General features: G+C 64.4%; 23 protein-coding genes, 1 tRNA gene and 1 riboswitch. Of the genes, 11 read left to right on the top strand and 13 right to left on the bottom strand.

What is annotated here, in order from left to right:
• Positions 1–37 precede the first annotated feature (37 nt).
• Both NCR39_RS04705 and hrpA read right to left on the bottom strand, forming a co-directional pair.
• On the bottom strand, positions 38–1,060 hold the full coding sequence (locus NCR39_RS04705) for a YVTN family beta-propeller repeat protein (protein WP_250450997.1): 1,023 nt from the start codon (positions 1,058–1,060) through the stop codon (positions 38–40).
• Between the two features lie 145 nt (positions 1,061–1,205).
• Complete coding sequence (gene hrpA, locus NCR39_RS04700) at positions 1,206–5,975, bottom strand: ATP-dependent RNA helicase HrpA (RefSeq protein ID WP_250450996.1); 4,770 nt, start codon at positions 5,973–5,975, stop codon at positions 1,206–1,208.
• Positions 5,976–5,997: 22 nt separating this feature from the next.
• On the opposite strand from hrpA, the gene argA reads away from it, so the two are divergent.
• The 3 genes from argA (at position 5,998) to proP (ending at position 9,853) form a co-directional block, all read left to right on the top strand.
• Complete coding sequence (argA, locus tag NCR39_RS04695) at positions 5,998–7,368, top strand: amino-acid N-acetyltransferase (protein ID WP_502800158.1); 1,371 nt, start codon at positions 5,998–6,000, stop codon at positions 7,366–7,368.
• Positions 7,369–7,432: 64 nt separating this feature from the next.
• Complete coding sequence (locus NCR39_RS04690; protein ID WP_040048806.1) at positions 7,433–7,705, top strand: oxidative damage protection protein; 273 nt, start codon at positions 7,433–7,435, stop codon at positions 7,703–7,705.
• Between the two features lie 663 nt (positions 7,706–8,368).
• Entirely contained in the window at positions 8,369–9,853 is a 1,485-nt protein-coding gene (gene proP, locus NCR39_RS04685; RefSeq protein ID WP_250450994.1) for a glycine betaine/L-proline transporter ProP, read from the top strand.
• Positions 9,854–9,913: 60 nt separating this feature from the next.
• On the opposite strand, the gene NCR39_RS04680 is transcribed toward proP, so the two are convergent.
• From NCR39_RS04680 to NCR39_RS04670, 3 genes are all read right to left on the bottom strand, one after another.
• Positions 9,914–10,372, bottom strand: a complete 459-nt coding sequence (locus tag NCR39_RS04680; RefSeq protein ID WP_250451466.1) for a metallophosphoesterase family protein — start codon at positions 10,370–10,372, stop codon at positions 9,914–9,916.
• Between the two features lie 7 nt (positions 10,373–10,379).
• The gene (locus tag NCR39_RS04675) at positions 10,380–10,964 is read right to left on the bottom strand and encodes a TMEM175 family protein (protein WP_250450993.1); all 585 of its coding nucleotides are present in this window, start codon (positions 10,962–10,964) and stop codon (positions 10,380–10,382) included.
• 111 nt (positions 10,965–11,075) lie between these two features.
• Positions 11,076–11,423, bottom strand: coding sequence for a hypothetical protein (locus tag NCR39_RS04670; RefSeq protein WP_250450992.1), 348 nt, complete (start codon positions 11,421–11,423; stop codon positions 11,076–11,078).
• A 173-nt stretch (positions 11,424–11,596) separates the two neighbouring features.
• Here NCR39_RS04670 and NCR39_RS04665 point away from each other — a divergent pair, with 173 nt between their 5' ends.
• Positions 11,597–11,878 (top strand): hypothetical protein, encoded by a 282-nt coding sequence (locus NCR39_RS04665; RefSeq protein WP_250450991.1) that lies wholly within the window; start codon positions 11,597–11,599, stop codon positions 11,876–11,878.
• A gap of 57 nt (positions 11,879–11,935) precedes the next feature.
• Here the strand turns inward: NCR39_RS04665 and NCR39_RS04660 are convergent.
• A tRNA-Leu gene (locus tag NCR39_RS04660) sits at positions 11,936–12,020 on the bottom strand.
• A 161-nt stretch (positions 12,021–12,181) separates the two neighbouring features.
• On the opposite strand from NCR39_RS04660, the gene NCR39_RS04655 reads away from it, so the two are divergent.
• Positions 12,182–13,420 (top strand): MFS transporter, encoded by a 1,239-nt coding sequence (locus NCR39_RS04655; protein WP_250450990.1) that lies wholly within the window; start codon positions 12,182–12,184, stop codon positions 13,418–13,420.
• A gap of 209 nt (positions 13,421–13,629) precedes the next feature.
• Here NCR39_RS04655 and NCR39_RS04650 read toward each other — a convergent pair whose 3' ends face one another.
• The 5 genes from NCR39_RS04650 to NCR39_RS04630 all read right to left on the bottom strand — a co-directional run bounded on the left by NCR39_RS04650 (position 13,630) and on the right by NCR39_RS04630 (position 16,047).
• Positions 13,630–14,070: a response regulator gene (locus NCR39_RS04650; protein WP_250450989.1), complete on the bottom strand. Its 441-nt coding sequence runs from the start codon at positions 14,068–14,070 to the stop codon at positions 13,630–13,632.
• Positions 14,071–14,126: 56 nt separating this feature from the next.
• Complete coding sequence (locus tag NCR39_RS04645; protein WP_250450988.1) at positions 14,127–14,759, bottom strand: response regulator; 633 nt, start codon at positions 14,757–14,759, stop codon at positions 14,127–14,129.
• A gap of 110 nt (positions 14,760–14,869) precedes the next feature.
• A complete protein-coding gene (locus NCR39_RS04640) occupies positions 14,870–15,442 on the bottom strand; it encodes a ferritin-like domain-containing protein (RefSeq protein ID WP_250450987.1) in 573 nt (190 codons plus the stop codon).
• A gap of 155 nt (positions 15,443–15,597) precedes the next feature.
• Positions 15,598–15,759: a DUF1328 domain-containing protein gene (locus NCR39_RS04635; RefSeq protein WP_040048814.1), complete on the bottom strand. Its 162-nt coding sequence runs from the start codon at positions 15,757–15,759 to the stop codon at positions 15,598–15,600.
• A 111-nt stretch (positions 15,760–15,870) separates the two neighbouring features.
• Positions 15,871–16,047, bottom strand: a complete 177-nt coding sequence (locus tag NCR39_RS04630) for a DUF1328 domain-containing protein (RefSeq protein WP_040048815.1) — start codon at positions 16,045–16,047, stop codon at positions 15,871–15,873.
• Between the two features lie 162 nt (positions 16,048–16,209).
• Between NCR39_RS04630 and NCR39_RS04625 the strand changes: the two genes are divergently transcribed.
• The gene (locus NCR39_RS04625; protein WP_250450985.1) at positions 16,210–17,664 is read left to right on the top strand and encodes a sensor histidine kinase; all 1,455 of its coding nucleotides are present in this window, start codon (positions 16,210–16,212) and stop codon (positions 17,662–17,664) included.
• Positions 17,665–17,834: 170 nt separating this feature from the next.
• Positions 17,835–17,969 (top strand): entericidin A/B family lipoprotein, encoded by a 135-nt coding sequence (locus NCR39_RS04620; RefSeq protein ID WP_040048920.1) that lies wholly within the window; start codon positions 17,835–17,837, stop codon positions 17,967–17,969.
• Between the two features lie 175 nt (positions 17,970–18,144).
• On the opposite strand, the gene NCR39_RS04615 is transcribed toward NCR39_RS04620, so the two are convergent.
• Positions 18,145–18,924, bottom strand: a complete 780-nt coding sequence (locus NCR39_RS04615) for a DUF4397 domain-containing protein (RefSeq protein ID WP_250450983.1) — start codon at positions 18,922–18,924, stop codon at positions 18,145–18,147.
• 264 nt (positions 18,925–19,188) lie between these two features.
• On the bottom strand, positions 19,189–20,127 hold the full coding sequence (locus NCR39_RS04610) for an EamA family transporter (protein ID WP_250450980.1): 939 nt from the start codon (positions 20,125–20,127) through the stop codon (positions 19,189–19,191).
• 297 nt (positions 20,128–20,424) lie between these two features.
• A riboswitch (TPP riboswitch) is annotated at positions 20,425–20,566 on the top strand.
• A gap of 124 nt (positions 20,567–20,690) precedes the next feature.
• Between NCR39_RS04610 and thiC the strand changes: the two genes are divergently transcribed.
• The 4 genes from thiC (at position 20,691) to NCR39_RS29615 (ending at position 24,204) form a co-directional block, all read left to right on the top strand.
• Complete coding sequence (gene thiC / locus NCR39_RS04605) at positions 20,691–22,622, top strand: phosphomethylpyrimidine synthase ThiC (RefSeq protein WP_250450978.1); 1,932 nt, start codon at positions 20,691–20,693, stop codon at positions 22,620–22,622.
• Positions 22,623–22,840: 218 nt separating this feature from the next.
• Positions 22,841–23,053, top strand: coding sequence for a YMGG-like glycine zipper-containing protein (locus NCR39_RS04600; protein ID WP_250450975.1), 213 nt, complete (start codon positions 22,841–22,843; stop codon positions 23,051–23,053).
• A 187-nt stretch (positions 23,054–23,240) separates the two neighbouring features.
• Positions 23,241–23,795 (top strand): hypothetical protein, encoded by a 555-nt coding sequence (locus tag NCR39_RS04595; RefSeq protein WP_250450973.1) that lies wholly within the window; start codon positions 23,241–23,243, stop codon positions 23,793–23,795.
• A 280-nt stretch (positions 23,796–24,075) separates the two neighbouring features.
• Complete coding sequence (locus NCR39_RS29615; RefSeq protein WP_280174554.1) at positions 24,076–24,204, top strand: hypothetical protein; 129 nt, start codon at positions 24,076–24,078, stop codon at positions 24,202–24,204.
• The last annotated feature ends 89 nt before the right edge of the window (positions 24,205–24,293 follow it).

Genomic DNA, 24,293 nt, shown 5'->3' with positions numbered 1-24,293 from the left:
TGCCCTACCCATTCGCCGTGGCGTTCGCCGCGACGCGTCAGGCGCCGTTCGGCGAGGTCACCGGCGCGCGATTGTAGAAATAAATGCCGTGCGGCGAGCGTCCGACCTTGATGGTCTCGATCAGCTTGCGATTTGCAAGGTCGATCACGCCGACATGCTTCGCGAAGCGGAACGTCACCCAGAGATACTTCTTGTCGGCGGAAAGTTCCATGTCGTCCGGTCCGGGCAAGAGACCGGTGATGTTGCCGACGTTCGTGAGCGTCTCTTCATCGATGATGCTGATGGTGTTCGCCACGCGATTCGAAATCAGCACGTGCCGGCCATCCACGAGCGAACGGAAGTTGTGCGCGCCCTTGCCGGTCGGGATGGTCTTGATGACCTTTTGCGTGGCGAGATCCACCACCGCGACGTAATCCGCGCCCGTCATGCCGACGAGCAGATTCTTGTCGCCCGGCGTGAGCCAGACGCCGGCCGGCACCGGACCGACTTTCATTTTCCATTTCACCGTCTGCGTCGGCAGATCGATTGCCGCGATTTCGCCCGACACCTGCAGCGAAATGAACGCCGTCTTGCTGTCGTTCGTGAACGCGATGTGGCTCGGCATGGTCGCGAGCGGCAGGCGCTTGGCAAGCGTCAGCGCCTTGCCGTCGAAGTGGTAAATGTCCAGGCGATCGAGCCGCAGCCCGGTCGAGACGAACCACTTGCGGTCGGGCGAAAAGCCGATCTGATACGGGTCTTCAATGTCCTGCACCCAGCGCTGCAGACCGCCGGTTTTAGGATCGACGAACATCAGATTATTCGACACCGAATTCGCCACGATCAGCGACGAGTTATCGGGCGTCGGCATCAGATGGTGCGGCTCCTTGCCCGTCGGCACGGTGCCGACGACCTGATGCGTGTTTTCGTCGATGAGGCTCAGCGTGGCTTCCGCCGAATTGAGCACGATGACGTTGTTGGCGAAAGCCGCCGTGGCGGCAAGCGCTGCGGTAACGGGAACCACGAGACGCGTGGCGCGTGCGGCGGCCGCGCGCAGGCGGCCGGAGAAGAAATTGGAGCGCATGAATTGTTCACGTCGGAAAGCAGGCGTCATTGTAGAACGTTTGCATGCTGCAACACGTTGACTCTGCGGCTCTTTTTGCGCAATGGGATGCGCCGGCGCAAGAAATGCCGCTTTTCGCGGCGCTTTCGCGCATCCGGCGCGCGGGCTAGCGCTGCAACGATTCCCAGACCTTGTGAAGCCGCTTGACCGAAACCGGCATCGGCGTGCGCAATTCCTGCGCGAAAAGCGATACGCGCAGTTCTTCGAGCAGCCATCGATATTCGGCGAGCCGCGCATCCGCGACGCCGCCGCGCTGCGACATCGCCCGCTGATAATTCTGAGCGAGCGGCAGAAAGTCGGCCGAGAGACGCGCATCGCGGGACGGATCGGCCTTCAGCTTGTCGATACGCAGGCCGATGCCCTTCAAATAGCGCGGGAAATGCGCGAGCTGCGCGTACGGCGTGTCGATCACGAAACGCTTGCCGATGAGCGCGTTCAACTGCGCCTGCATGTCGGCGTACGCGGCGGGGAACGGCTTCGCCTGCGCGAGCTTCTTCGCCAATGCCGCGTATTCCGCGAGGATCGTCCCGACGAGCCGCGCGATTTCCTGCGCGAGCAGCGTGAGCCGGCCCTTGGCCGCGTCGCGGCGCGCGTGGAAGCTGGCGTCGTCGTCGGGCAGCGGGTCTTGCAGGCACGCGCGATCCAGCGCCGTCTCGACGATCTGATCGCGCAATTCATCGGCGGTGCCGAGCGCCATGTATTGCATCGACATTTCGCGCAAGCCAGGCAGATTGCGCTCCAGATAGCGGATCGGCTCGCGCAGTTGCAGCGCGAAAAGCCGCCGCAGCCCCGCGCGATGAATCCGCGCCGCTTCCTCGGGCGAATCGAACACTTCGACGTCGCAATGCGTGACGCGATCCACGAGCGCCGGATAGCCGAAAAGCGTCTGCCCGCGACGGCGAATCTCGAGCAACTCCGGCAGCTTGCCGAAATTCCACGTCGTCAGGTTTTCGTAGAGCGCGGTGCTTTCGCCGGTCTGCGGCGATTGCGTCTGCGTTTGCGTCTGCGGCGCGTTCGTTTCGTTCGAAAGCGCGTCGAGCGCGGCCGTCGCGGTCAGCTTCTGGAACTGCTGCTGCGCCTGTCCGCCGAGTTCCGCGCGCAATTGCGCGAGATTGCGGCCCATCGCGAGCTGACGGCCGTGCTCGTCGATCACCTTGAAATTCATGAAAAGATGCGCGGACAGCGTTTCGAGCTTGAAATCCGCGCTTTTCACGGCGACTTGCGTTTGCTCGCGAATATCGGCGATGAGCGCATCGACCAGTCCGCCCGCGCCGAATTTCGGCCCCGAATGACGTTCCGCGAAACCCGCCGCATATTCCGGCAACGGCACCACGTGGCGGCGCAGCTTTTGCGGCAGCGACTTCAGCAGCAACTGCGTCTTTTCCTTGATCATGCCGGGCACGAGCCATTCGACGCGGCGCGCATCGATCTGATTCAGCCCGTACAGCGGCACCGTGAGCGTCACGCCATCGCGCGGCGCGCCCGGCTCGAAGTGATACGAGAGCGTCATTTCGATGCCGGACATCGTCATGCGCTTCGGGAAGAGATCGGTCGTGACGCCGGCGGCTTCGTGGCGCATCAGGTCGTCGCGCGAAAGGAAGAGGAGCTTCTCGTTGCCCTCTTTCTTCTGCTCGTCGCGATACCAGCGTTCGAACGCCGCGCCCGTCCACATGCCTTCGGGAATCAGCGAATCGTAGAAGCCGTAGATGAGTTCGTCGTCGACGAGCACGTCCTGGCGGCGCGACTTGTGCTCCAGTTGCTCGATATCCGCGACCAGCTTGCGGTTGTGCGCGAAGAACGGCAGGCGCGTGTCGAATTCGCCTTCGACGAGCGCGCCACGAATGAACAGCTCGCGCGCGTATTTCGCGTCCTGCTTGCCGAAGCTCACGCGCCGCCGCGCGTAGACGGTGAGGCCGTAGAGCGTCGCGCGCTCGAACGCGACGACCTGCGCCGCTTTTTTCTCCCAATGCGCGTCCGACAGCGACTTGCGCAGCAAATGCCCGCCGACGGTTTCCAACCATTCCGGCTCGATTTTCGCGATCGTCCGCGCATACAGACGGCTCGTCTCGACGAGTTCGCCCGCCATCACCCAGCGCCCCGCTTTCTTCAGCAGCGCGGAGCCGGGCCACAGATGGAACTTGATGCCGCGCGCGCCGAGGTAATGCGGTTCGTCGTCGGCTTTGAGGCCGATATTGCCGAGCAGCCCCGTCAGGAGCGAGAGATGAATCTGCTCGAAGGTCGCATCCGATTCGTTCAGGCGCCAGCCCTGCTCGCGCACGACCGTCAGCAATTGCGAATGCACGTCGCGCCATTCGCGCAGACGCAGATGCGACAGGAAGTTCGCGCGGCAGGCATCGGCGAGTTGCTTGTTCGACTTCTTGTGCGCGACGGCTTCCTCGAACCACTTCCAGATGCGAGTCCATTGCAGGAATTCGGAGCGCTCGTCGACGAATTGCCGATGCGCCTGGTCCGCCTGCTCCTGCGCCTCGATCGGCCGGTCGCGCGGATCCTGCACCGACAGCGCCGATGCGATCACGAGCACTTCGGTCAGCGCGTGATGCTCGCGCGCGGCGAGAATCATGCGGCCGACGCGCGGATCGAGCGGCAGGCGCGCGAGTTCGCGGCCAAGACTGGTCAGCGCGTTGTCGTCATCGACGGCGCCGAGTTCGTTCAGCAACTGATAGCCGTCCGCGATCGCGCGGCCCGGCGGCGGCTCGATGAACGGAAACGTTTCGATCGCCGTCAGATGCAGCGACTTCATGCGCAGAATGACCGCCGCGAGCGACGAGCGCAGGATTTCCGGATCGGTGAAGCGCGGCCGCGCCTGGAAATCGGCTTCGTCGTAAAGACGGATGCACACGCCGTCCGCCACGCGCCCGCAGCGCCCCGCGCGCTGATTCGCCGCCGCCTGCGAAACCGGCTCGATCTGCAACTGCTCGACCTTGTTGCGGTACGAATAGCGCTTCACGCGCGCGCTGCCCGTATCGACGACGTAGCGAATGCCCGGCACCGTCAGCGACGTTTCCGCGACGTTCGTGGCGAGCACGATCCGCCGCGCGTTCGACGGCCTGAACACGCGCTCCTGCTCCTGCGCGGAAAGGCGCGCGAAGAGCGGCAAAATTTCCGTGTGCGGCGGATGGTGCTTGCGCAGCGCTTCCGCCGCGTCGCGGATTTCGCGCTCGCCGGGCAGGAACACGAGGACATCGCCGGGGCCGACGCGGCAGAGTTCATCGACGGCATCGACGATGCCTTCCATCAGATCGCGATCCGTCTTGCGGTCGTTGCGTTTCTGCGCCGTGCCTTGCGCGTTCTTGACGGCCTCGCTTTCCTCTTCGATCGGCCGATAACGCACTTCAACCGGATACAGCCGCCCGCTCACTTCGATCACGGGCGCGGGCTTTTCATCGCTGCCGAAATGACGCGCGAAACGCTCGGCGTCGATAGTCGCGGACGTCACGATCAGCTTCAGGTCGGGGCGCTTCGGCAGGATTTCTTTCAGATAGCCGAGCAGAAAGTCGATGTTGAGGCTGCGCTCGTGCGCCTCGTCGATGATGATCGTGTCGTAGGCGTTCAGCAGCGGATCGGTCTGCGTTTCCGCGAGCAGGATGCCGTCCGTCATCAGCTTGACGGACGCGCCCGGCGCGAGGTTGTCCGTGAAACGCACCTTGTAGCCGACGACTTCGCCGAACGGCGTGCCGAGTTCCTCCGCGATGCGCCGCCCCGTCGCCGATGCCGCGATACGGCGCGGCTGCGTGTGACCGATGAGGCCGCGGCCGCCCGCGCCGAGACCGCGTCCGAGCGCGAGGCAGATTTTCGGAAGCTGCGTGGTTTTGCCCGAGCCGGTTTCGCCGCTGACGATCACGACCTGATTCGCTTCGATCGCGCGCGCGATTTCCTCGCGTCGGCCCGAGACGGGCAGCGCTTCGGGGAACGTGATCGGCGGGATCGGATTCGGTGTGACGACGCGCGGCTCGCGGGGGCGGCGGGCGGGCGCATCGCGGTTCGATGCGCGGGCGGCTTCCGGCGCGGAGTCGTCGGGGCGTGGCTGACGGCGCGCGCTCTGAACTGCGACGCGTTCCGCGCGCTCGCTGCGGTCAGTGTCGGGTTTCGGGCGTTTCGCTTCGGACGAATGCGCCTGAGCGCTGCGCGTATCGCGATTCGGCGCGCGGGCGGTGTGCTGCGCGGCGGCGTCGGGGCGCGGGGCGCGCGGGCTTCGGTCAGCCTTAGCGTTGCGATCGACGCTCGCCTCGGTGCGTCGCGTGTCGGACGATTGCTTATCGCGGTTGGGCGCGCGGGCGGTCTGCTGCGCGGAGTCGTCGGGGCGTTGACTGCGGTCGCGTCGTTGCGCCGCTTCCTGTTTACGATCGACGCTCGCTTGCGTCTGCTGGTTATGCGTATCGCGGTTCGATAATTCGGCGCTTCGCTGCGTCGAATCTTTCGTGTGCGGCGCATGGCGATCGGTGCGCGAATCGCGATTCTCGCGCGACTGCGCGCGTCCGCCGGTCTTGCCGGGAACCACATCCGCCTTCGACCCGACCGCACCCTGCGGACGCATCGACGATTTGCTGCCGCCCGCATCGCGTAATGATGACGTCCCGGGACTCACGGCGCGTGCGGCCACGTCGCCGGAACGCGGCTGCTTTTGCGGCACTTCCGCACCGCGCGCGCCCTGCGTTGGCGCCTTCTGCGCGCCCCCCGCCCCGGCGAACCGGCGCGCCGCCAGTTCCTTCTTGCTGAGTCCCTCTTCTTCCGCGCCGGACTTCGCCTCGCGCAAGAGATTCTCACGCAGCTTCTTCAACTGCTCCTGGGTATCGAGGGCTTTATCGGCGGATTGCGGCTTGCCCGGCTGCGCGGGGCGTTTGAAAACATTCGGCATAGCGTCGCATTATAATCCCGGCATGAATTCCCAAACCGACCTCACCCTCGCGTCGCAGCCGGCCGCAATGGAAGCCGACGCGCCCAATCCCCTCGCCCAGTTCGTCGACTGGATGCGCTCCGTCGCCCCGTATATTCACGCGTTCCGGAACAAGACATTCGTCGTCGCGTTCGGCGGAGAACTGGTGCAGGAAGGACGGCTCAACGCGCTGGTGCAGGACGTCGGCCTGCTGCACGCCATGGGCATCCACGTCGTGCTCGTGCACGGCTCGCGCCCGCAGCTCGACGAACAGTTGAGCCTGCACGGGGTCGAATCGTCGTTTTCGCATGGGCTTCGCATAACGGATGCCCGCGCGCTCGAATCCGCGAAGGAAGCCGCCGGCGAAGTGCGCCTCGACATCGAGGCCGCGATCAGCCAGGGCTTGCCGAACACGCCGATGGCTCACGCGCACATCAGCGTCGTGTCGGGCAACTTCGTGACGGCGCGGCCGGTCGGCATTCTGGACGGCGTGGATTTCCAGCACACGGGCGTCGTGCGCAAGATCGACGGCGATTCCATCCGCCAGTCGCTCGCGAGCAACAAGCTCGTGCTGCTGTCGTCGCTCGGCTTTTCGCCGACGGGCGAGGCGTTCAACCTGTCGATGGAAGACGTCGCGTCCGCCGCGGCCATCGCGCTGCGCGCCGACAAGATCATCTTCGTCACCGAAATCCCCGGCCTCGTCGATCAGGAAGGCGAACTCGTGCGCGAAATGTCGCTCGACGACGCCTATCGTCTGCACGAATCCGGCGAGCTTCAGGGCGACACCGCGTTCTATCTGAAACACGCGATCCGCGCCTGCCGAGGCGGCGTCGCGCGCGCGCACATCATTCCGTACGCGCTCGACGGCAGTGTCTTGCTCGAACTCTTCCTGCACGACGGCGTCGGCACGATGATTTCGTACGAGAACCTCGAAAGCCTGCGCGAAGCCACGCCCGACGACGTCGGCGGCATTCTCACGCTGATCGAGCCGCTCGAATCCGACGGCACGCTCGTGCGGCGCGGGCGTCACCAGATCGAGCGGGATATCGACCACTTTTCGGTCATCGAGCACGACGGCGTGCTCTTCGGCTGCGCGGCGCTTTATCCGTACACGCAGGAGCGCATCGGCGAGATGGCGTGCCTGACGGTCGCGCCGGAAGCGCAAGGCTCGGGCGACGGCGAGCGGCTCCTGAAGCGCATCGAGCAGCGCGCCCGCGCGCGCGGCCTCACGCGCATCTTCGTGCTCACGACGCGCACCGAGCACTGGTTCCTCAAACGCGGCTTCGTGAAAGTCACGGTGGACGATCTGCCCGAAGACCGCCGCCGCCTCTACAACTGGCAGCGCAAGTCGCTCGTGCTGATGAAACAGCTTTGAACACGATTTCCGGACGCGCGCACTCATAAAACGCGTCCCGCACCCGATACAGGAGAAACACACGATGGCCCGAATGATTCAATGCGCAAAACTCGGCAAGGAAGCCGAGGGACTGGACTTTCCGCCGCTGCCGGGCGAACTCGGCAAGCGCATCTACGAGACGGTCTCGAAGGAAGCGTGGCAAGGCTGGCTCAAGCAACAGACGATGCTCATCAACGAGAATCGCCTGAACATGGCCGATCCGCGCGCGCGCCAGTATCTGATCAAGCAGACCGAGAAGTACTTCTTCGGCGAAGGCGCCGATACCGCTTCCGGCTACGTGCCGCCGCAAAGCTGATCCGGCCTTTTGCTTCGACGAAAAACCGACCCGCCGTGGTCGGTTTTTTGTTGACCGTTGCGTCCGAATTAGGTACTAAAAAGTTAAGACACGACTAGGCCGAATCCTAGGCCACATAAGGCATTCAGCGATGCGCGCGGTGCCCGGCGGACGGGCCGGTTTGCACATCGTCTGTCATCGTGTTATCATCTCGCTCGTTATCAACAGCAATTCACCATCATTCACGCGCAGACGGTTGCATCAAACACTGCGTGGTAGTGACAGTTTTCATACAAAGAGGCTTGTCGGTATTTAGCGTTTTTCGCGCACGCCGGCCTTTTTCGTTCCAAGCCTTGTAGTTTCGCCGACGTAGCGGTTCCACCCGCGGCAGCTCCCCGAGTTCGCCGTCCGCCCGTCAAATTCGTTTGTTTCATCCCGAGTGCAATTTCGCGACTTCCGCCGCGAGGCACCGGCACCGTGCTTTGTCATTCGATCTTCCGCGTCGGGCCTCCTCGTCCGGCGCGCGGGAAGCCATCGTCTTTCGCATCGACGATCCGAATGCGCTGCGGCGCCGTCACGAAACTGCACTATCCGGCAATACGCGCCGCTCGCCGGCGCGCCCGACGCTTTTCGCGGCCGTTTTCGCACGAGCGCTGGGCACTTGAACACGGAGTTCTTCAACCTATGACCGCTCTACACGACGGCCTCTGGCGCAAGCGCACTGCGTCCCAGGCATCGAATGCATCGACCAGTCTCACGCTCGACGACATCACCATCGTCGATCAATCACTTCTCAAGCGCGCCGTCGGCGCCATGGCCATCGGCAACGCGATGGAATGGTTCGACTTCGGCGTGTACAGCTACATCGCCGTGACGCTCGGCAAGGTGTTCTTCCCGTCGAGCAGCCCGACCGCGCAGCTGCTCGCGACCTTCGGCACGTTTGCCGCCGCGTTCCTCGTGCGTCCGCTCGGCGGCATGGTGTTCGGCCCGCTCGGCGACCGCATCGGCCGCAAGCGCGTGCTCGCGATGACGATGATCATGATGGCCATCGGCACGTTCTGTATCGGCCTGATTCCGAGCTACGACAGCATCGGCGTGATGGCGCCCGTGCTGCTGCTCGTCGCGCGGCTCGTGCAGGGCTTTTCGACGGGCGGCGAGTACGGCGGCGCGGCGACGTTCATCGCCGAATTCTCGCCGGACAAGAAGCGCGGCTTCATGTCGAGCTTTCTGGAATGCGGCACGCTCGTCGGCTACGTGCTCGGCGCGGGCGTGGTCGCGGTGCTGACCGGCGTGCTGTCGCATGATGCGCTGCTCGGCTGGGGCTGGCGCATTCCGTTCCTGGTGGCGGGTCCGCTCGGTCTGATCGGCTTGTATATCCGCATGAAGCTCGAAGAGACGCCCGCGTTCCAGCGCGAAGCCGACAAGATGGAAGCGGCCGCGAACGAAACCACGAAGACGCAGTTCCGCGAAACGCTCGTGCAGCAGTGGAAGCCGCTTCTGCAATGCGTCGGCCTCGTGCTGATCTTCAACGTGACCGACTACATGGCGCTGTCGTATCTGCCGAGTTATCTGTCCGCGACGCTCAAGTTCAATGAGACGCATGGCCTCTTCATCGTGCTCGTGGTGATGGTGCTGATGGTGCCGCTCACGCTGCTCGCGGGCCGTCTGTCGGATGCGATCGGCCGCAAGCCGGTGATGCTCGCGGGCTGCGTCGGCTTGCTGGTGCTGTCGATTCCCGCGCTCACGCTGATTCGCGTCGGCACGATGCCGTCGGTTTTCGCGGGCATGATGATTCTCGGCGCGCTGCTTTCGACGTTCACGGGCGTGATGCCCTCCTCGCTGCCGGCGCTCTTCCCGACGAAGATCCGCTATGGCGCGCTCGCGATCGGCTTCAACGTGTCGGTATCGCTGTTCGGCGGCACGACGCCGCTCGTCACTGCATGGCTCGTCGACAAGACCGGCATGCTGATGATGCCCGCGTACTATCTGATGGGCGCGTCGGTGATCGGCATCGTGTCGGTGCTCGCGCTGCACGAGACTGCGAAGAAGCCGCTGAAGGGCTCGCCGCCCGCGGTGGCGTCGCACTCGGAAGCGCACGCGATCCTGCGCGGCCATCGCGAGGCTGCGGAAATGGACGATTCCATGTTCGACAACGCCGCCCGCGCATAAGCAAATGCGGTCGATGTGAAAGAAGGGCCGGCGCGTCATGCGCCGGCCCTTTTTTTATCGCTATTCGATGAGCGTCACGATGCGCGCATCGACTTTTTCGCCATCGGCATCGATGTCGAGCAATGCGACCGTGATCGGCAACTTGAAGCGCCGCGGCCCCGCGCTGCCCGGATTCACGAACAGCACGCCGTCGCGCCGCGCGACGACCGGCTTGTGCGAATGCCCGGTCACGACGACATCGACGCCGTCGAGTGGCGCGGGGACATCGGCGATATCGTGCACGACGTGGATCGTCGCGCCGCCCAGTTCGATGCGCGCATGTTCCGGCAGCGACGCGACGCCCTCGCCGATATCGTTGTTGCCGCGCACGACGGTGAGCGGTGCGAGCGACGCCAGCGCGTCGAGGACTTCGCGCCTGCAGATATCGCCCGCGTGGATGATGTGAGCGCAGTCGCGCAATGCGTCGAGCGCTTCGGGGCGCACGAGATTGTGCGTGTCGGAGATGAGGCCGATGCGAATCACCGCGTCATTGCTCCTCGCTCACCAGCATGCGTTCGATGCGCCGGTCCGGCACGAGCCATACGGCCGCGACGATCGCATAGATCGCGGCGGCGATCCACGGCTGCCAGAACGACGCCGCGATCGCCGCGAGATACAGCAGCACGGAGATCTTGCCCTTGCGATCCGCGCCCAGCGCGCGTTCGAGCGGCGAGTTTTCGCCATGCATCGAGATGAGCGCGCGCGTGAGGATGTAATACGCGACGGCCGTCATGAAGAGCACGAAGCCGTAGCACGCGGTCGGCACGGCGGTGAGATGGTTCTCGCCCATCCAGTTCGTCGTGAAGGGAAAGAGCGAGAGCCAGAAGAGCAGATGCAGGTTGGCCCACAGCACGGAGCCGTTCACGCGCTTGATGGCGTGCAGCAGATGGTGATGATTGCTCCAGTAGATGCCGACGTAGATGAAGCTGAGCACGTAGGCGGCGAGCACGGGAACGAGCGGCGCGAGCGCGGCGAAGTCGTCGCCGTGCGGAACTTTGAGTTCCAGCACCATGATCGTGATGATGATCGCGATGACGCCATCGCTGAACGCTTCGAGCCGGGTCTTGCCCATTGGATGTCCTCGCGAGTTGGCTTCGACCGAGCCGTGGCAAGTCAGTCGCCGATTATGCGTGAGGTGCGCGAGGTTGTCGAATGGCTTTCAATCACGCGCGTCTGGCGATGCCTACTGTTCGTCGTCCGCCTGCGGCTTCGGCACGAGCTTCGCGGGCGCGAGCCACTGGAAGGCCGTCAGCGTGTTGTCGGCGAAGGTGCATTCGGCGGCGGCGGGCGTGTCGGTCGTCTTGGTCGCGGGCGGCGTCGCCGGCGTTTTGATCGTGCCGTGCACGACGACGCGCGAGCCGTGAATGGCCGCGCCCGAACCGGTGACTTTCAGCGGCGCGCTCGCGGCATCCGGATATTCGGCGCGCATCCGTTCCTTGCACGCGTCGATGTTGCGGTAATAGGATGTGCAGCCGGCCATGAGCGCGAGCGGAATCGTGAGAAGCGGAAGCAGGCGGGAGCGGATGTTCATCGAAGGAATCGGTCGATGCCCGACGCGGCGCGGGCGCATCGGAGCGAAATGTGAGTTGGCGGCGAAGCTTTATAACACGCGCGAAGCACTTGTTCGACGCTCGGGCGCGGTAGCACAATCGGCGCAAGTCTCGTTTGATGATTCGTTTCCCGCCCGACGATGCGGAGGCCGCCATGCAGAAGGACATCGAAGTAGGCGATTACATGCTGGCTATCAGCGCGGTGCCGAGGCCGTTGCAGGGCGATGGCAAAGATGAAACGCCCGTCGAAGGCTACGCGATTCGCGTGCGTGTGACGCGCGCGGACCGGCGCCCGGTGCACGGATCGACGCTCGCCGACGACTCGGGCGAAATGATGGGCGATCACGGTCCGTTCGAGACGGTCGCAGAGGCGCTCGCGCATGGCGAAGCGTGGGGACGGCATTACGTGGCGCGCGTGCTGGGGCACGCGGTTTGAAACGCGACGGTTTCGGCGTAGGGATGCCGTTCGTCGGCCATGCAGTGATTCGCGCCCTGGTGCCGGGGACCGGACTTGAACCGGCAAGCCGTTAGGCGGCGGATTTTAAGTCCGCTATGTTTACCAATTTCATCACCCCGGCAGGGCGGACGCGATTCTACCATCGTGTGCGCCGTGTCAGGACCGCGTGACGGCGCGCGAAGTCCCTTCATATCGTCCGCCCAACCAGCAGACCTTGTTCGTCTCCAGTATGATCGGCGGCTTGCCTCACGCCGCCCTCCTGCCCGTCCGACGGAACGAACCATGTCCGCGTCATCGCATCAGTCGCCGCACGCTTCTCACGATCAATCACCCGAGCGCCATCCGCACTATTCGCGCGCGACGCTCTGGCTGCTCGCGACCATCGCGGGCGTCTCCGTCGCCAACATCTATTTCAATCAGCCGCTGCTCGGCGATTTCCGCGCGTCGTTTCCCGAAAGCGCCTATCTGATCGGCGCCGTGCCCGCCGCCACGCAGCTCGGCTACGCATTCGGCATGCTCGTGCTCGCGCCGCTCGGCGATCGCTTCGACCGGCGCATGCTGATCCTTCTGCAACTCGCGGCGCTCGGCGTCGCGCTCGTCGTGGCCAGCACCGCGCCGACGCTCGCGGTGCTCATCGGGGCGAGCCTCGCGATCGGCGTCGTATCGACGATTGCGCAGCAAGCCGTGCCCTTCTCCGCCGAACTCGCGCCCGCCGCCGAGCGCGGTCACGCCGTCGGCACCGTGATGAGCGGCCTGCTGCTCGGCATCCTGCTCGCGCGCACGGTGTCCGGCTTCGTCGCGCAATATTTCGGCTGGCGCGCGGTGTTCGCGGCGTCCGTCGCGGCGACGATCGCGCTCGCCGTCGTCGTGATCCTGCGGCTGCCGAAAAGCCGCCCGACGTCCACGCTTTCCTACGGCAAGCTGCTCGCGTCGATGTGGCATCTGACCGTCGAAAGCCCCGCGCTGCGCGAGGCCGCGCTCACGGGCGGCGCGCTCTTCGCCGGCTTCAGCGCGTTCTGGTCGCTCCTGACGCTTCTGCTCGCGGGCGAGCCGTTCCACATGGGACCGCAGGCGGCGGGGCTTTTCGGCATCGTCGGCGCGGCGGGTGCGCTCGCCGCCCCGCTCGCCGGCAAGTCCGCGGACAAGCGCGGGCCGCGCGCGGTCATCACGCTGTCGATCGTGCTCGTGGCGGTGTCGTTCGTCGTGTTCGCGCTGTCGGCGAAAAGCATCGCGGGACTCGTCATCGGCGTGATCGTGCTCGATGTCGGCGTGCAGGCCGCGCAGATCTCGAACCAGTCGCGCATCTACGCGCTCAAGCCCGAGGCGCGCAGCCGCGTCAACACGGTCTACATGGTGGCGTATTTCGTCGGCGGGGCAGCGGGATCGGCGCTCGCGTCACTCGCGTGGCACGCGATGGGCTGGACGGGCGTGTGCATCGTCGGGCTCGCCGCGACGGCGCTCGCGGGCTTCAGTCACTGGCGCGGACGCCAGACGCGCGCGGTGCGGGAAAGCGGCGCGTGAGTGGGAAATAGCGGGAGGATGGAGCCGCGAGAAGCGCTGACAGCGGGATAGAAGCGTGCGGCGGGCGAACATCATCGTGCGATGCACGCGGGGCGGCTCGGAGTCGAGTTTGCCGGCTTAACGCGAAACGTGTACCGGGCCTGCGACCCCGTAAGCGCTCACGCCCGACATCGAACGCGCAGTGTGCGAACACCGTTCCGTGTCGCCCCTCAAACCCGCTCCCGCGCGAACTCCTCCATCGCATCGAGCACGCGATCGAACTCCAGCGACTTGTCGAAGAAATGGCGCACGCCATATTGCAGGCACCGCTCGCGATACGCCGGCAGCGCGTGATTCGTCAGCACGACGACGAACGCGCCCTTCGCCACGCCCCGCGCCTGCCCGCTCTTGAGCCACGCGAGCACGTCGATGCCCGATCCGCGCTTCAGTTGCAGATCGACGATCACCGCATCGAACGGCTGCGACGACAACAGCGCGATGGCTTCGTCGGGTGCATCGGCGAAAGCGGTCACGCGCCACGGTCCGAGCGCGTCGATGGCTTCGGTGAGACTGCGGCGGATCAGCGGCGAATCCTCGATCAGCAGCACCGCGAGCGGCGCGCCGCGCGGTCTGTGCTGTTCTGCCGAATCGTCGATGGTGATGTGGCCCACGGCGGGCATCCTCCGCTTTACTGCGTCCTCGTCGGCGGCAAGCGCTCGGTGATGTGCTATTCGATCAACCCGTTCTTGATCGCGTAATACGTGAGATCGGCGTTGTTCGCGAGCCGCATCTTCTCCAGCACGCGCGCGCGATACGTGCTCACCGTCTTCACCGACAGATGCAGTTCCTGCGCGATCTCCGTCGGAATCCGGCCGCCCGCGAGCTTGCAGAAAATCTGGAACTCGCGCTCGGAAAGCGTCTCGTGCGGCCGCTCGGCTGCGGGCTTGTCGAGTTTGTCGGCGAGCGCATCGGCGATGAACTCCGACAAATAGCGATGCCCGCGCGCCACCGTGCGGATCGCGCGCACGATCTCGTCGGGCGCGGCGTCCTTGTTCAGATAACCGTTCGCGCCGGCCTTGAGCAGGTTGATCGCGTACTGGCTCTCGGGAAAGCCGGACAACATGAGCACGCCCTGCTGCGGCCGGATCTGCTTGATGACGCGTAAGGTGTCCACGCCGTTCTTGTCGGGCATCGCGATGTCGAGCAGCACCACGTCGAATGCCTGCTCGCGCACGAGCGCGATGGTTTCGTCGCCGGTCGATGCTTCCGCCGCCACTTCCATGTCGGGTTCGTCGGCGACGAACTGCCTGAACCCGCTGCGCACGATCGCGTGATCGTCGGCTATCAAGACTCGAATCATTCGCGCCGTCCGCGCTGCTTAAATAGGTGAGCGGTCATTTTACGCATGCTTCGTTCATGCGCGATGCGCGGTTCCGCTCGCCCGCGCATCGCACCCACGGCTCGCCGGAATCAGCCGTTGCGGCCTTCGAGCAGGTCGGCCATGTCGTCCGCGTGCTCTTCTTCGACAGCCAGAATCTCTTCGAAGAGGCGGCGCGTCGTGACATCCTTGTCGCCCAGATAGCGGACGATCTCGCGGTACGTATCGATCGCGATGCGCTCGGCGATCAGGTTCTCGCGAATCATGTCGATGAGATCCGTGCCTTCCTTGTACTCGGAATGCGAGCGCGACTTGAGGCTGTCCGGCGCGAAATTCGGCTCGCCGCCCAACTGGACGATGCGCTCCGCGAGCATGTCGGCGTGCTCCTGCTCTTCGGTCGCGTGCTCGGCGAATTCCTTTGCGACGGCTTCCGAATGAATGCCCTTCGCCATGAAATAGTGGCGCTTGTAACGCAGCGTGCAGACCCATTCGGTCGCGAGCGCGTCGTTGAGCAGCTTCAACACGGTCTCGCGGTCCGCGCTGTACGTCGACGTGACCGGGCCTTCGTCCATGTGCTGACGCGCGTCGTTCCGGATCTTCTCAACGTCGAGGACGAAAGCGTCCGAGGATTGGCCCGGCGCATTTACAGCAGACGATTTGGACATGTGATTGGCTCCTGTGGATGGGGTGATTGGCGGTCGTTGATGCAGGTCCGCGCGTGCACTTCATAGCGCCCTGCTATCCGATCATCGTCTTCGATGCACGCGCCGTGCCCGCTCGGGACGGCGCGCCGGGACCGCGCGTCAAAAGGGCGTGGCCGTCATGTCCTGAACACGCCGAGCAACAGCGTGACGACGAACACCACGAGAAAAATATAAAACAGGATCTTCGCGATTTCCGCAGCGCCCGCCGCGATGCCGGTAAAACCGAACACGGCGGCGATGATCGCGATCACGAAGAAAACGGCGGCGTAGTGAAGCATGGAACCCTCCTCGTTGATCGTTCTTGTCAGAGTCCGTTCGGGCGGCGCCTTGCTCGGAAATGCCGCCGCTCTCACGTTCCAGTGTCGATTAAGGATGCGATAAAAACCCCGCTAATCGACCGCTTTTTTGGTAATGACGAACCCGAGCACGAGAAACACGACGCAAAGAATCAGGAACAGGATGAACAGGAACTTGGCGATCGACGCCGCGCCCGCCGCGATCCCGGTGAAGCCGAGCAGACCGGCGATCACGGCCACGATTGCAAAGAACAGTGCCCACTTCAGCATGATCTTTCCCCGTATGAATGGATGGTGAGCCCATCCTAGCGATGCACTTACCGATGCGCATTCGGGCTGGCTCCTTTTTTGCTGTGAGAATCCACCGACATCAGCTTTCAATCGGCTCCGCGAGCGAACCGTCGTTCGCCGCGCGACGCCTGAGACCACGCCATGAGCCACGTACCTCGCGCGATCCTGTCGCCCGTTGCGCACGACCCGCCGCCCGCGCCGCCGCGCGCCGGGCTTGCCCGCATCAACGAATGGATGCGCCGCTATAGCTGGCTGGTGGCGATGACCGTCGCCATCGTCATCACGGTCGGCGGGCTCGTGATTCTGGAATCGGGGCGCATGCGCATCGCGGCTGAATACGAGACCGCGCTCGATGCAAAAAGCGCCACCGCCGACCTTTCCGCACTCGCCGCCGACATCGCGACGCTCTCCGCGCAACGGCGCGCGTTCGTGTTGCAGCCGGACCCGGCCTACAAGTCGCAGTTCGATTCGACCGCCGCGCACGTGCGCCGCGCGCTCGCGACGCTCGATGCGTACTACCGCCGCATCGGCGACGACACCGCGCTCGCCAGCTTCGCGCAGGTCAGCGCGGCGGCGAACGAGGAGATCGAAAGCGGCGCGGCGCGGCTCGCGGGATCATCGTCGGATGCAGTCGAACCTTCCGCTTCCGACAACTCGACGCTCGACGCCGCCCTCTCCCTCCTGCGCCTGAACGAAGAGCAGCGCGCGCAGCACGCGCTCGATACGAGCCGCGCCGATCAGCGCATTTCGACGCTGTGCGTCGGCGCGTTGTGCGCGCTAAACATCGTGCTGTTTCTGCTGCTGTTCCGGAATCTCGGCATCCAGTTGGACAAGCAGGATCGCGTGCAAAAGGAACTCATCACGCAGCAGGAAGAACTCGATCAGCTCGTCTTCGAGCGCACGCGGCAGCTCGAAGCGCTCGCGTGGCACTTGCAGTCCGTGAGCGAAGACGAGAAGACGCAGCTCGCCCGCGAACTGCACGACGAACTCGGCTCCATCCTCACCGCGAGCAAGATGGATGTCGCGTGGGTGCGCGGCAAACTGCGCGAAAGCGAACCGGCGATGGCCGAGAAACTCTCGCGCGCCATCGTCAATCTGGATCAGGGCATTGCGCTGAAGCGCCGCATCATCGAGGACATGCGGCCTACCGTGCTCGCCAACTTCGGCCTGGTGACGGCGCTGCGCTCGCTCGTCGACGAAGCCGCGCAACGCAACAACTGGACCGTCGAATTCGATCTGCCGGGCGAGGACGTGAAGCTCGGCGAGGCGATCGAGATCGCGCTCTTTCGCGTCGCGCAGGAAACGCTCACGAACGCGGCGAAGTACGCGCGCGCGAGCCGCATCCGCGTCGCGCTGACGATGGATGCGGCCGTCGTGTCGCTGCATATCGCCGATGACGGCGTCGGCATCCGTCCGCAGGATCTGAAGCGCACGCAGACGCATGGGCTCGTCGGCATGCGGCAGCGCGTGTCGGCGCGCGGCGGACGCTTCGAGATCGAGCGCGCGAAACCGCATGGCACGAGCATCAGCGTGTCGATGCCGCGCGAGCGCGTTCATGGCGATGCGGATCACGCGCCGGCGCGCTCCGCCGCGTAGGACGATGCCGACGCCAAGTACGGATCAGGCCGACAAAAAAAACACAGGCGTGCCTACAGCCGAGCCCTGTCCGCTTTTTTTATGATTGTTCACACCGGTGAGGCCCGTCGAACGATCAGCGGCCAATCCAGACACGATCAACCACGCCATTCACTTCAAGGGGAATGAACATGACTCGAATCATCGCTTTGCTGCTGATCGCCGGCACGGCCGCGCTCGCGGGCTGCAACACCATTTCGGGCGCAGGCCAGGATCTCTCGAAGGGCGGCCAGGCCATCTCGAACTCGGCGGAAGAGCACAAGTAAGCCAGCCGGTCTTCGACTCGATTTAAGCGTAGTTCCCTGTCTTTCCCGCCGCCTTGCGCGGCGGGATTTTTTTGTGCGCGCGCTTTTGTAATGGCGTTTTGCATCGGCGCTGCGGAAAAAAACCGCCCGATTACTCGGGCGGTTTTTTATCGCTCGGATAACGCGCAGCGATCGCTTATTGCGTGTCCGGCAAATCGATCGCCGGCTGCTGCGTATTGCCGCCTTGCGCCACCAGAACGCGAATCTTCTCCGGCACGATCTGCGATGCCGCGTCGCCCGCCGGCAGCGTCGTCACGAGCCAGTCCGAGTTGTTGCCGAGATTGAACGACGCCGACTTGTACACCGGCGTCTTCGTTCCCGGCAGCGTCGCGATGAGTTGATACGTGCTGCCCGACACGTAGAGCGAATCCTGCGTCGAAGCAGGCACTGCGTTCTTGTACGCGACGCCCGCCATCGTCGGGCTGACCGCCGTGATGTCCGCGCCCGGCGCGACGAGGTAGAGGTCGAGATTCGGCGCATTCGTCGACGCGTTGAAGGCCCGCACGCGCGCGCTGTTCGAAAGCAGGCCCTTGTCGAACGGATCGTCGATGACCGCGATGGACGGCACGAGCCCCGCTTCCGGCAGCGCGATCACGGTGTATTCGTGGCCCTTCGCCGCATTGTTGATGGTCGTGTCCGTGGCGAGCTGGGTGGTCGTGTTGACGGCGGCGTAGGAGAAGTTGTGCTGGCCGATATCGATATTCGCGAAGTTCGTCACGGCCTTGTACGCCAGATTCGGTTGCAGCACCTTGCCGTTATCGTAGAAGTCGACGTTCGGCCCGCTCGGAAGCGCGTGGACGAAATGCACCTGAGCCTGCGTGAGACCGAGTTCCTTGCCGACATCATCGGATCCGCCGCAAGCGGACAGGATCGAAGCGACAGCGGCGAGCGCCGTGGCGGTACGGATGAGCTTCATGTGCCACCTTCCTTTTTTGATTGTTGACCTTTGGATGGCCGCGGCGACGCATCGAACTGCACGGAAGATGCGCGAATCGCGGGTGCCGGACATGAGCAACACCTATGCCCCGGCACGGTGCGCGAACGCGTCGAATGAGCGGAAAAGCGTTGCCGGGCAAGGCTCCGCCATTCATTAGAGGAATCGCTCGGGACGATTTTCGGCGATGCCAAAAGCGCGAGCCGCCCACGCGGCGGCTCGTTTATTACAAGAAGGGAAGGAAAATCAGGCGAGCCCGCGCCGGCGGCGCTCGAACCAGAACGACAACCCGACGCTCGCCAGAATCACGACAGTCGCGATGACCGTCCAGCGCGTGATCGCCTCGCCGAGCAGCAGCGCGCCGAGCAGCACCGCGACGACCGGATTCACATACATGCAGCTGCTCGCGATGATCGGGCTCGTGTGGCGAATGAGAAAGCCATACGCGACGTAGGCGGCCATCGTGCCGATCAGCATCAGATAGACGAACGAGAACGCCGGCACCCAGCCGAGGCTCGTCAGCCGCTCGCCCGACAGGAGCGCGACGCCGGTGGAAATGGAACCGCCCAGGCCGATCTGCAGCGCAGTCGACACGAAAAGATCCGACGGCAGTTTCAGGCGGCTTGCGAGATGCGCGCCGCCCGACCAGAAGATTGCGCCGCAGAGAATCGCCACGCTGCCGGCGGTCGCGCCCGAGCCCTGATTGCCGTGATTGAGCAGCACGATGCCGGCGAGCCCAAGGCCGACCGCCACCCACTCCCCTTTCGCGATGCGCCGGCCGGTGAGCGCGGCGATGATCGTCGCGAAGAGCGGCACGGTCGCGACCATCACGGCGGCGGTGCCGGTTTCGACCGTGCGCATGCCGTACGCGAGCATCCCGCTCGACAAGCCGACGAGCAGCGTGCCGACGATCGCGGCGTTGCGCACTTCGGCCATCGTCGGCCAGACGGGCTGGCGGCGCGCGGCGAGCGCGAAGAGTCCGATGCCCGCGAACAGATTGCGCATGCCGGACAGCAAGAGCGGCGGAAACGATTCGAGCGAAAGGTGCACGGCGAGATACGTCGAGCCCCAGACGACATACACGACGGCGAGCGCGAACGCGACCTGTCCCTTACGGGAGCGCGGCGCGCGAAACGGAAAGCGGTCGGGAAGCGAGAACGGCAGACGCGGCGGCGAGGCGGACATGCATCACTCCGCGAAAGCCGCGCCGCATGCGGCACGAACGGGACACATCGGACGGCTGGCGGTGCGACGCCTGCAAAGCGCGGCAGGACGAAGAAAACACGACGGCATGATGAAGCGATGGAAGGCGATCGAGAGGCAACGTGCGGCGGCGGCAGTCGCGAAACCGCGCTTTGGGGTAAGTCCCTCTGGGGTAAGTACCTAAAACGCGGCGCTCGCCATTATGCAGGAACGGCGAAACGTGAAGCGGGCAAATCGTCGATGGTTGCCAACACGCCACGGTGCGGTGTATGGTGGCGGCTGCTAACGCGGGGGTCCTGCGCTGCACATCGCGATTCGAGTCCGGCATGACCGGTTGAATCGCCCGTGTATCGTGGGTGAGAAATACCCTTTGAACCTGATCTGGATAATGCCAGCGCAGGGAAGCGTTCGGGTTCGACGGTTTCGCCTCAGACCACTTCTTCCGAACCCGCACCTTTCCGTCTCGTTCCTCCCTGTTTAGCTCCTGAGTCAGCCGTGCGTTACGCGCGCGCTGGAATTTCGTCCCTGCAGGAGACATACAGCACATGAATGCCAACCCGAAGTTTCTGTCCGAAAACGCCGTTGTCGATGCAGCCGCCATCGCGCCGCTGCCGAACTCGCGCAAGGTCTACGTGAGCGGATCGACGCCGGACATCCGCGTGCCGATGCGCGAAATCACGCAGTCCGACACGCCCGACGGCTTCGGCGGCGAGAAGAATCCGCCCGTGTACGTGTACGACACGTCGGGTCCGTACACCGATCCGGACGCTTCCATCGATATTCGCAGCGGTCTGCCCGCTTTGCGCGGCGAGTGGATCGCCAAGCGCGGAGACACCGAGGAACTGAGCGGCCTGTCGAGCGAATTCGGCCGCGAACGCGCCGCCGATCCGAAGACCGCCGAGCTGCGCTTTCCCGGACTGCATCGGCATCCGCGCCGGGCGCTGGATGGCAAGAACGTCTCGCAGATGCACTACGCGCGGCAGGGCATCATCACGCCGGAGATGGAGTACATCGCGATCCGCGAAAACCAGCGCCGCGCCGAATACCTCGAAAGCCTGCGCACGAGCGGCCCGAACGGCGAAAAGCTCGCGAAGATGATGGGCCGCCAGCACGCCGGCCAGGCCTTCGGCGCGGCGGCATTCGGCAAGGATGCGCTCAAGGAAATCACGCCCGAGTTCGTGCGCGAGGAAGTGGCGCGCGGCCGCGCGATCATCCCGGCGAACATCAATCACCCGGAAAGCGAGCCGATGATCATCGGACGCAACTTCCTCGTGAAGATCAACGCGAACATCGGCAATTCGGCGGTGACGTCGTCGATCGGCGAGGAAGTCGACAAGATGACGTGGGCGATCCGCTGGGGCGGCGACACGGTCATGGATCTCTCGACGGGCAAGCATATTCACGAAACGCGCGAGTGGATCATCCGCAATTCGCCGGTGCCGATCGGCACGGTGCCGATTTATCAGGCGCTCGAAAAGGTCAACGGCAAGGCCGAAGACCTGACGTGGGAGATTTTCCGCGACACGCTCATCGAGCAGGCGGAGCAAGGCGTCGATTACTTCACGATCCACGCGGGCGTGCGTCTGCAATACGTGCCGCTGACGGCGAATCGCATGACCGGCATCGTGTCGCGCGGCGGCTCGATCATGGCGAAGTGGTGCCTCGCGCATCACAAGGAAAGCTTCATTTACGAGCACTTCGAAGACATCTGCGAAATCATGAAGCAATACGATGTCTCGTTCTCGCTCGGCGACGGCCTGCGCCCCGGCTCCATCTACGACGCCAACGACGAAGCGCAGCTCGGCGAACTGAAGACGCTCGGCGAGTTGACGCAGATCGCGTGGAAGCACGACGTGCAGGTGATGATCGAAGGCCCCGGCCATGTGCCGATGCAGCTCATCAAGGAAAACATGGACCTGCAACTGGAATGGTGCGACGAAGCGCCCTTCTACACGCTCGGGCCGCTGACCACCGACATCGCGCCGGGCTACGACCACATCACGTCGGGCATCGGCGCCGCGATGATCGGCTGGTTCGGCACCGCGATGCTCTGCTACGTCACGCCGAAGGAGCACCTCGGCCTGCCGAACAAGGACGACGTGAAGGAAGGCATCATCACGTACAAGCTCGCGGCGCACGCGGCGGATCTGGCGAAGGGTCATCCGGGCGCGCAGGTGCGGGACAACGCCTTGTCGAAGGCGCGCTTCGAATTCCGCTGGGAAGACCAGTTCAACCTCGGCCTCGATCCGGACAAGGCGCGCGAATTCCACGACGAAACGCTGCCGAAGGATTCCGCCAAGGTCGCGCATTTCTGCTCGATGTGCGGCCCGCATTTCTGCTCGATGAAAATCACGCAGGACGTGCGCGATTTCGCGGCGAAGCAAGGCGTGAGCGAAAACGAGGCGCTCGCCAAGGGCATGGAGACGAAGGCGATCGAGTTCGTGAAGAAGGGCGCGGAGATTTATCAGCCGACTTGACGCTGATGCTGCTTTTGCGTTGATTTCGCGTTGATTCGATGTTGACGGCGGCCTGTCGCACTGTGCGTGCGGCGGGCCGTTTTCATTCGGGCTTGGCTGGCGGTTCCGGGGAATCGGGCACCTTTCCTGCTGTAAGTCGCATGAACCGGCGAGACTTTGCGGCGCCGTTCCACGCGAGCCGCAGCCGATTCACCTCAACATCGTATTGGAGAGTCGACATGAAAAGCATCAAACAAATCGGCGCCGCTGCAATGGTCGTTGCACTCTTTGCAGGCCTCACCGGCTGCGACAGCATGAACACCCGTCAACGCGATACCGCGATCGGCGCGGGCGTCGGCGCAGCGGGCGGCGCGGTGATCGGCGGCAGCGCGCTTTCGACGCTCGGCGGCGCGGCGGTCGGGGGAGTCATCGGGAATCAGGTAGGCAAGTAACGAGACCACGCACAGGCGGCGCGGCGTTCATCGCCTGCGCCGCTGTTTCAGGACTGTTACAAGACGCCGCATCGCAATACTTTTTCACAGAAGCTCGGAAGCGCGGCGCAGTGCGTTCGAGTAAGCTCCTCTTGAACGGACCGGTGCGAGCCAAGAGTCCGGCAAGCATCACGCAAGGAGCAGCACCATGATCCCCGCCCGCTTCACCATCACCTCTCTCGCTTCCGGAACCCGGGCGATCGTCGCGGCGCTCGCCACGGGCGTCATCGTCGGCGGATGCTACTACCCCGCTTATCCCGACTACCCGGCCTATTACTATCCGACCGTGCCTGCTGCCTACACGCAGCGCGAGTTTGCCGTGCCGCCGCAGGGTGCTTCAGGCGCCGCGGCGTCTGCCGCGCCGGGCGCCACGTATTCGACCGCGCAGGTCGAATACCAGTACGTGGCCGCATCGCCGAGTGCGGACTATTACGCCGTGCCCGCTTATCCGTACTACGCGCCTTATCCGGCCTACGCCGCTTATCCCGCGTATCCGCCGTATTACGGCTGGGGCTATCCGGCAATCTCCATTGGCTTCGGATACTGGGGCGGCGGCGGTTGCTGCTGGGGACACGGCTGGCACGGCGGCGGATGGCATGGCGGCGGCGGATGGCACGGCGGCGGCACTTCATGGCAGGGCGGGCACGGCGGCTACGGCGGATATGGCGGCGGATACGGTGGTGGCCACGGCGGCCGTCACTGACTCGCGTAAACCATGTTTCGCAGGCGATACAAACAAAACCCCGCTAAACGGCCGCCTATTCATCTGACGTAACACTTCTGCAACATTTTCCGACGCGATCCGTCGAACGATCCGGTTCGCGTCCGGCTTTCCCGTCCGCACGACAAAGCTCCTCCCTTTTCCGACAAGGCTTCGCCCGATTTCGCCAGACAATTGGCACGGTTCTGGCTAATCACCGTCGCAATTCGCACGACGCGACGGCACGCCCGCTGTCGCGAACCTTCGTTCTCGGGGATCGGACATGATGGCCTTTGTGTTTTTCCTGCTCTGGATGCTCGCTTCCCTCGCGCTCCTGACCGTCTGGGTGTTCCGGCAAACGCCGCAATCGGGCAACGACGCCCCCGCGCCCGGAGCAGCCGTCGAGGGCTGAGCGCTTTTCCGCTTGACGGAGGCCATCGGTCACCTATTCTTAGTCTGCGCGTTAGGCAACCGCTTAAGGCCGCGGAAGCATCGGCTCGC

This window comes from Caballeronia sp. ATUFL_M2_KS44, assembly GCF_023630965.1.
GTDB classification, from domain to species: domain Bacteria; phylum Pseudomonadota; class Gammaproteobacteria; order Burkholderiales; family Burkholderiaceae; genus Caballeronia; species Caballeronia concitans.
Note: the sequence above shows the minus strand (reverse complement) of the source record. Positions and strands in the feature narration are given on the sequence as shown.

What these genes read in the sequence shown, in the direction of transcription:
- NCR39_RS04630 (WP_040048815.1), bottom strand. Translation starts at nt 16,047, where the DNA reads ATGCTGAAGTGGGCACTGTTCTTTGCAATCGTGGCCGTGATCGCCGGT.
- NCR39_RS04640 (WP_250450987.1), bottom strand. Translation starts at nt 15,442, where the DNA reads ATGTCCAAATCGTCTGCTGTAAATGCGCCGGGCCAATCCTCGGACGCT.
- NCR39_RS04620 (WP_040048920.1), top strand. Translation starts at nt 17,835, where the DNA reads ATGACTCGAATCATCGCTTTGCTGCTGATCGCCGGCACGGCCGCGCTC.
- NCR39_RS04675 (WP_250450993.1), bottom strand. Translation starts at nt 10,964, where the DNA reads ATGGGCAAGACCCGGCTCGAAGCGTTCAGCGATGGCGTCATCGCGATC.
- NCR39_RS04600 (WP_250450975.1), top strand. Translation starts at nt 22,841, where the DNA reads ATGAAAAGCATCAAACAAATCGGCGCCGCTGCAATGGTCGTTGCACTC.
- NCR39_RS04690 (WP_040048806.1), top strand. Translation starts at nt 7,433, where the DNA reads ATGGCCCGAATGATTCAATGCGCAAAACTCGGCAAGGAAGCCGAGGGA.
- NCR39_RS04670 (WP_250450992.1), bottom strand. Translation starts at nt 11,423, where the DNA reads ATGAACATCCGCTCCCGCCTGCTTCCGCTTCTCACGATTCCGCTCGCG.
- NCR39_RS04665 (WP_250450991.1), top strand. Translation starts at nt 11,597, where the DNA reads ATGCAGAAGGACATCGAAGTAGGCGATTACATGCTGGCTATCAGCGCG.
- NCR39_RS04655 (WP_250450990.1), top strand. Translation starts at nt 12,182, where the DNA reads ATGTCCGCGTCATCGCATCAGTCGCCGCACGCTTCTCACGATCAATCA.
- NCR39_RS04705 (WP_250450997.1), bottom strand. Translation starts at nt 1,060, where the DNA reads ATGCGCTCCAATTTCTTCTCCGGCCGCCTGCGCGCGGCCGCCGCACGC.
- argA (WP_502800158.1), top strand. Translation starts at nt 5,998, where the DNA reads ATGAATTCCCAAACCGACCTCACCCTCGCGTCGCAGCCGGCCGCAATG.
- NCR39_RS29615 (WP_280174554.1), top strand. Translation starts at nt 24,076, where the DNA reads ATGATGGCCTTTGTGTTTTTCCTGCTCTGGATGCTCGCTTCCCTCGCG.
- NCR39_RS04615 (WP_250450983.1), bottom strand. Translation starts at nt 18,924, where the DNA reads ATGAAGCTCATCCGTACCGCCACGGCGCTCGCCGCTGTCGCTTCGATC.
- hrpA (WP_250450996.1), bottom strand. Translation starts at nt 5,975, where the DNA reads ATGCCGAATGTTTTCAAACGCCCCGCGCAGCCGGGCAAGCCGCAATCC.
- NCR39_RS04645 (WP_250450988.1), bottom strand. Translation starts at nt 14,759, where the DNA reads ATGATTCGAGTCTTGATAGCCGACGATCACGCGATCGTGCGCAGCGGG.
- proP (WP_250450994.1), top strand. Translation starts at nt 8,369, where the DNA reads ATGACCGCTCTACACGACGGCCTCTGGCGCAAGCGCACTGCGTCCCAG.
- NCR39_RS04595 (WP_250450973.1), top strand. Translation starts at nt 23,241, where the DNA reads ATGATCCCCGCCCGCTTCACCATCACCTCTCTCGCTTCCGGAACCCGG.
- NCR39_RS04635 (WP_040048814.1), bottom strand. Translation starts at nt 15,759, where the DNA reads ATGCTTCACTACGCCGCCGTTTTCTTCGTGATCGCGATCATCGCCGCC.
- NCR39_RS04610 (WP_250450980.1), bottom strand. Translation starts at nt 20,127, where the DNA reads ATGTCCGCCTCGCCGCCGCGTCTGCCGTTCTCGCTTCCCGACCGCTTT.
- thiC (WP_250450978.1), top strand. Translation starts at nt 20,691, where the DNA reads ATGAATGCCAACCCGAAGTTTCTGTCCGAAAACGCCGTTGTCGATGCA.
- NCR39_RS04625 (WP_250450985.1), top strand. Translation starts at nt 16,210, where the DNA reads ATGAGCCACGTACCTCGCGCGATCCTGTCGCCCGTTGCGCACGACCCG.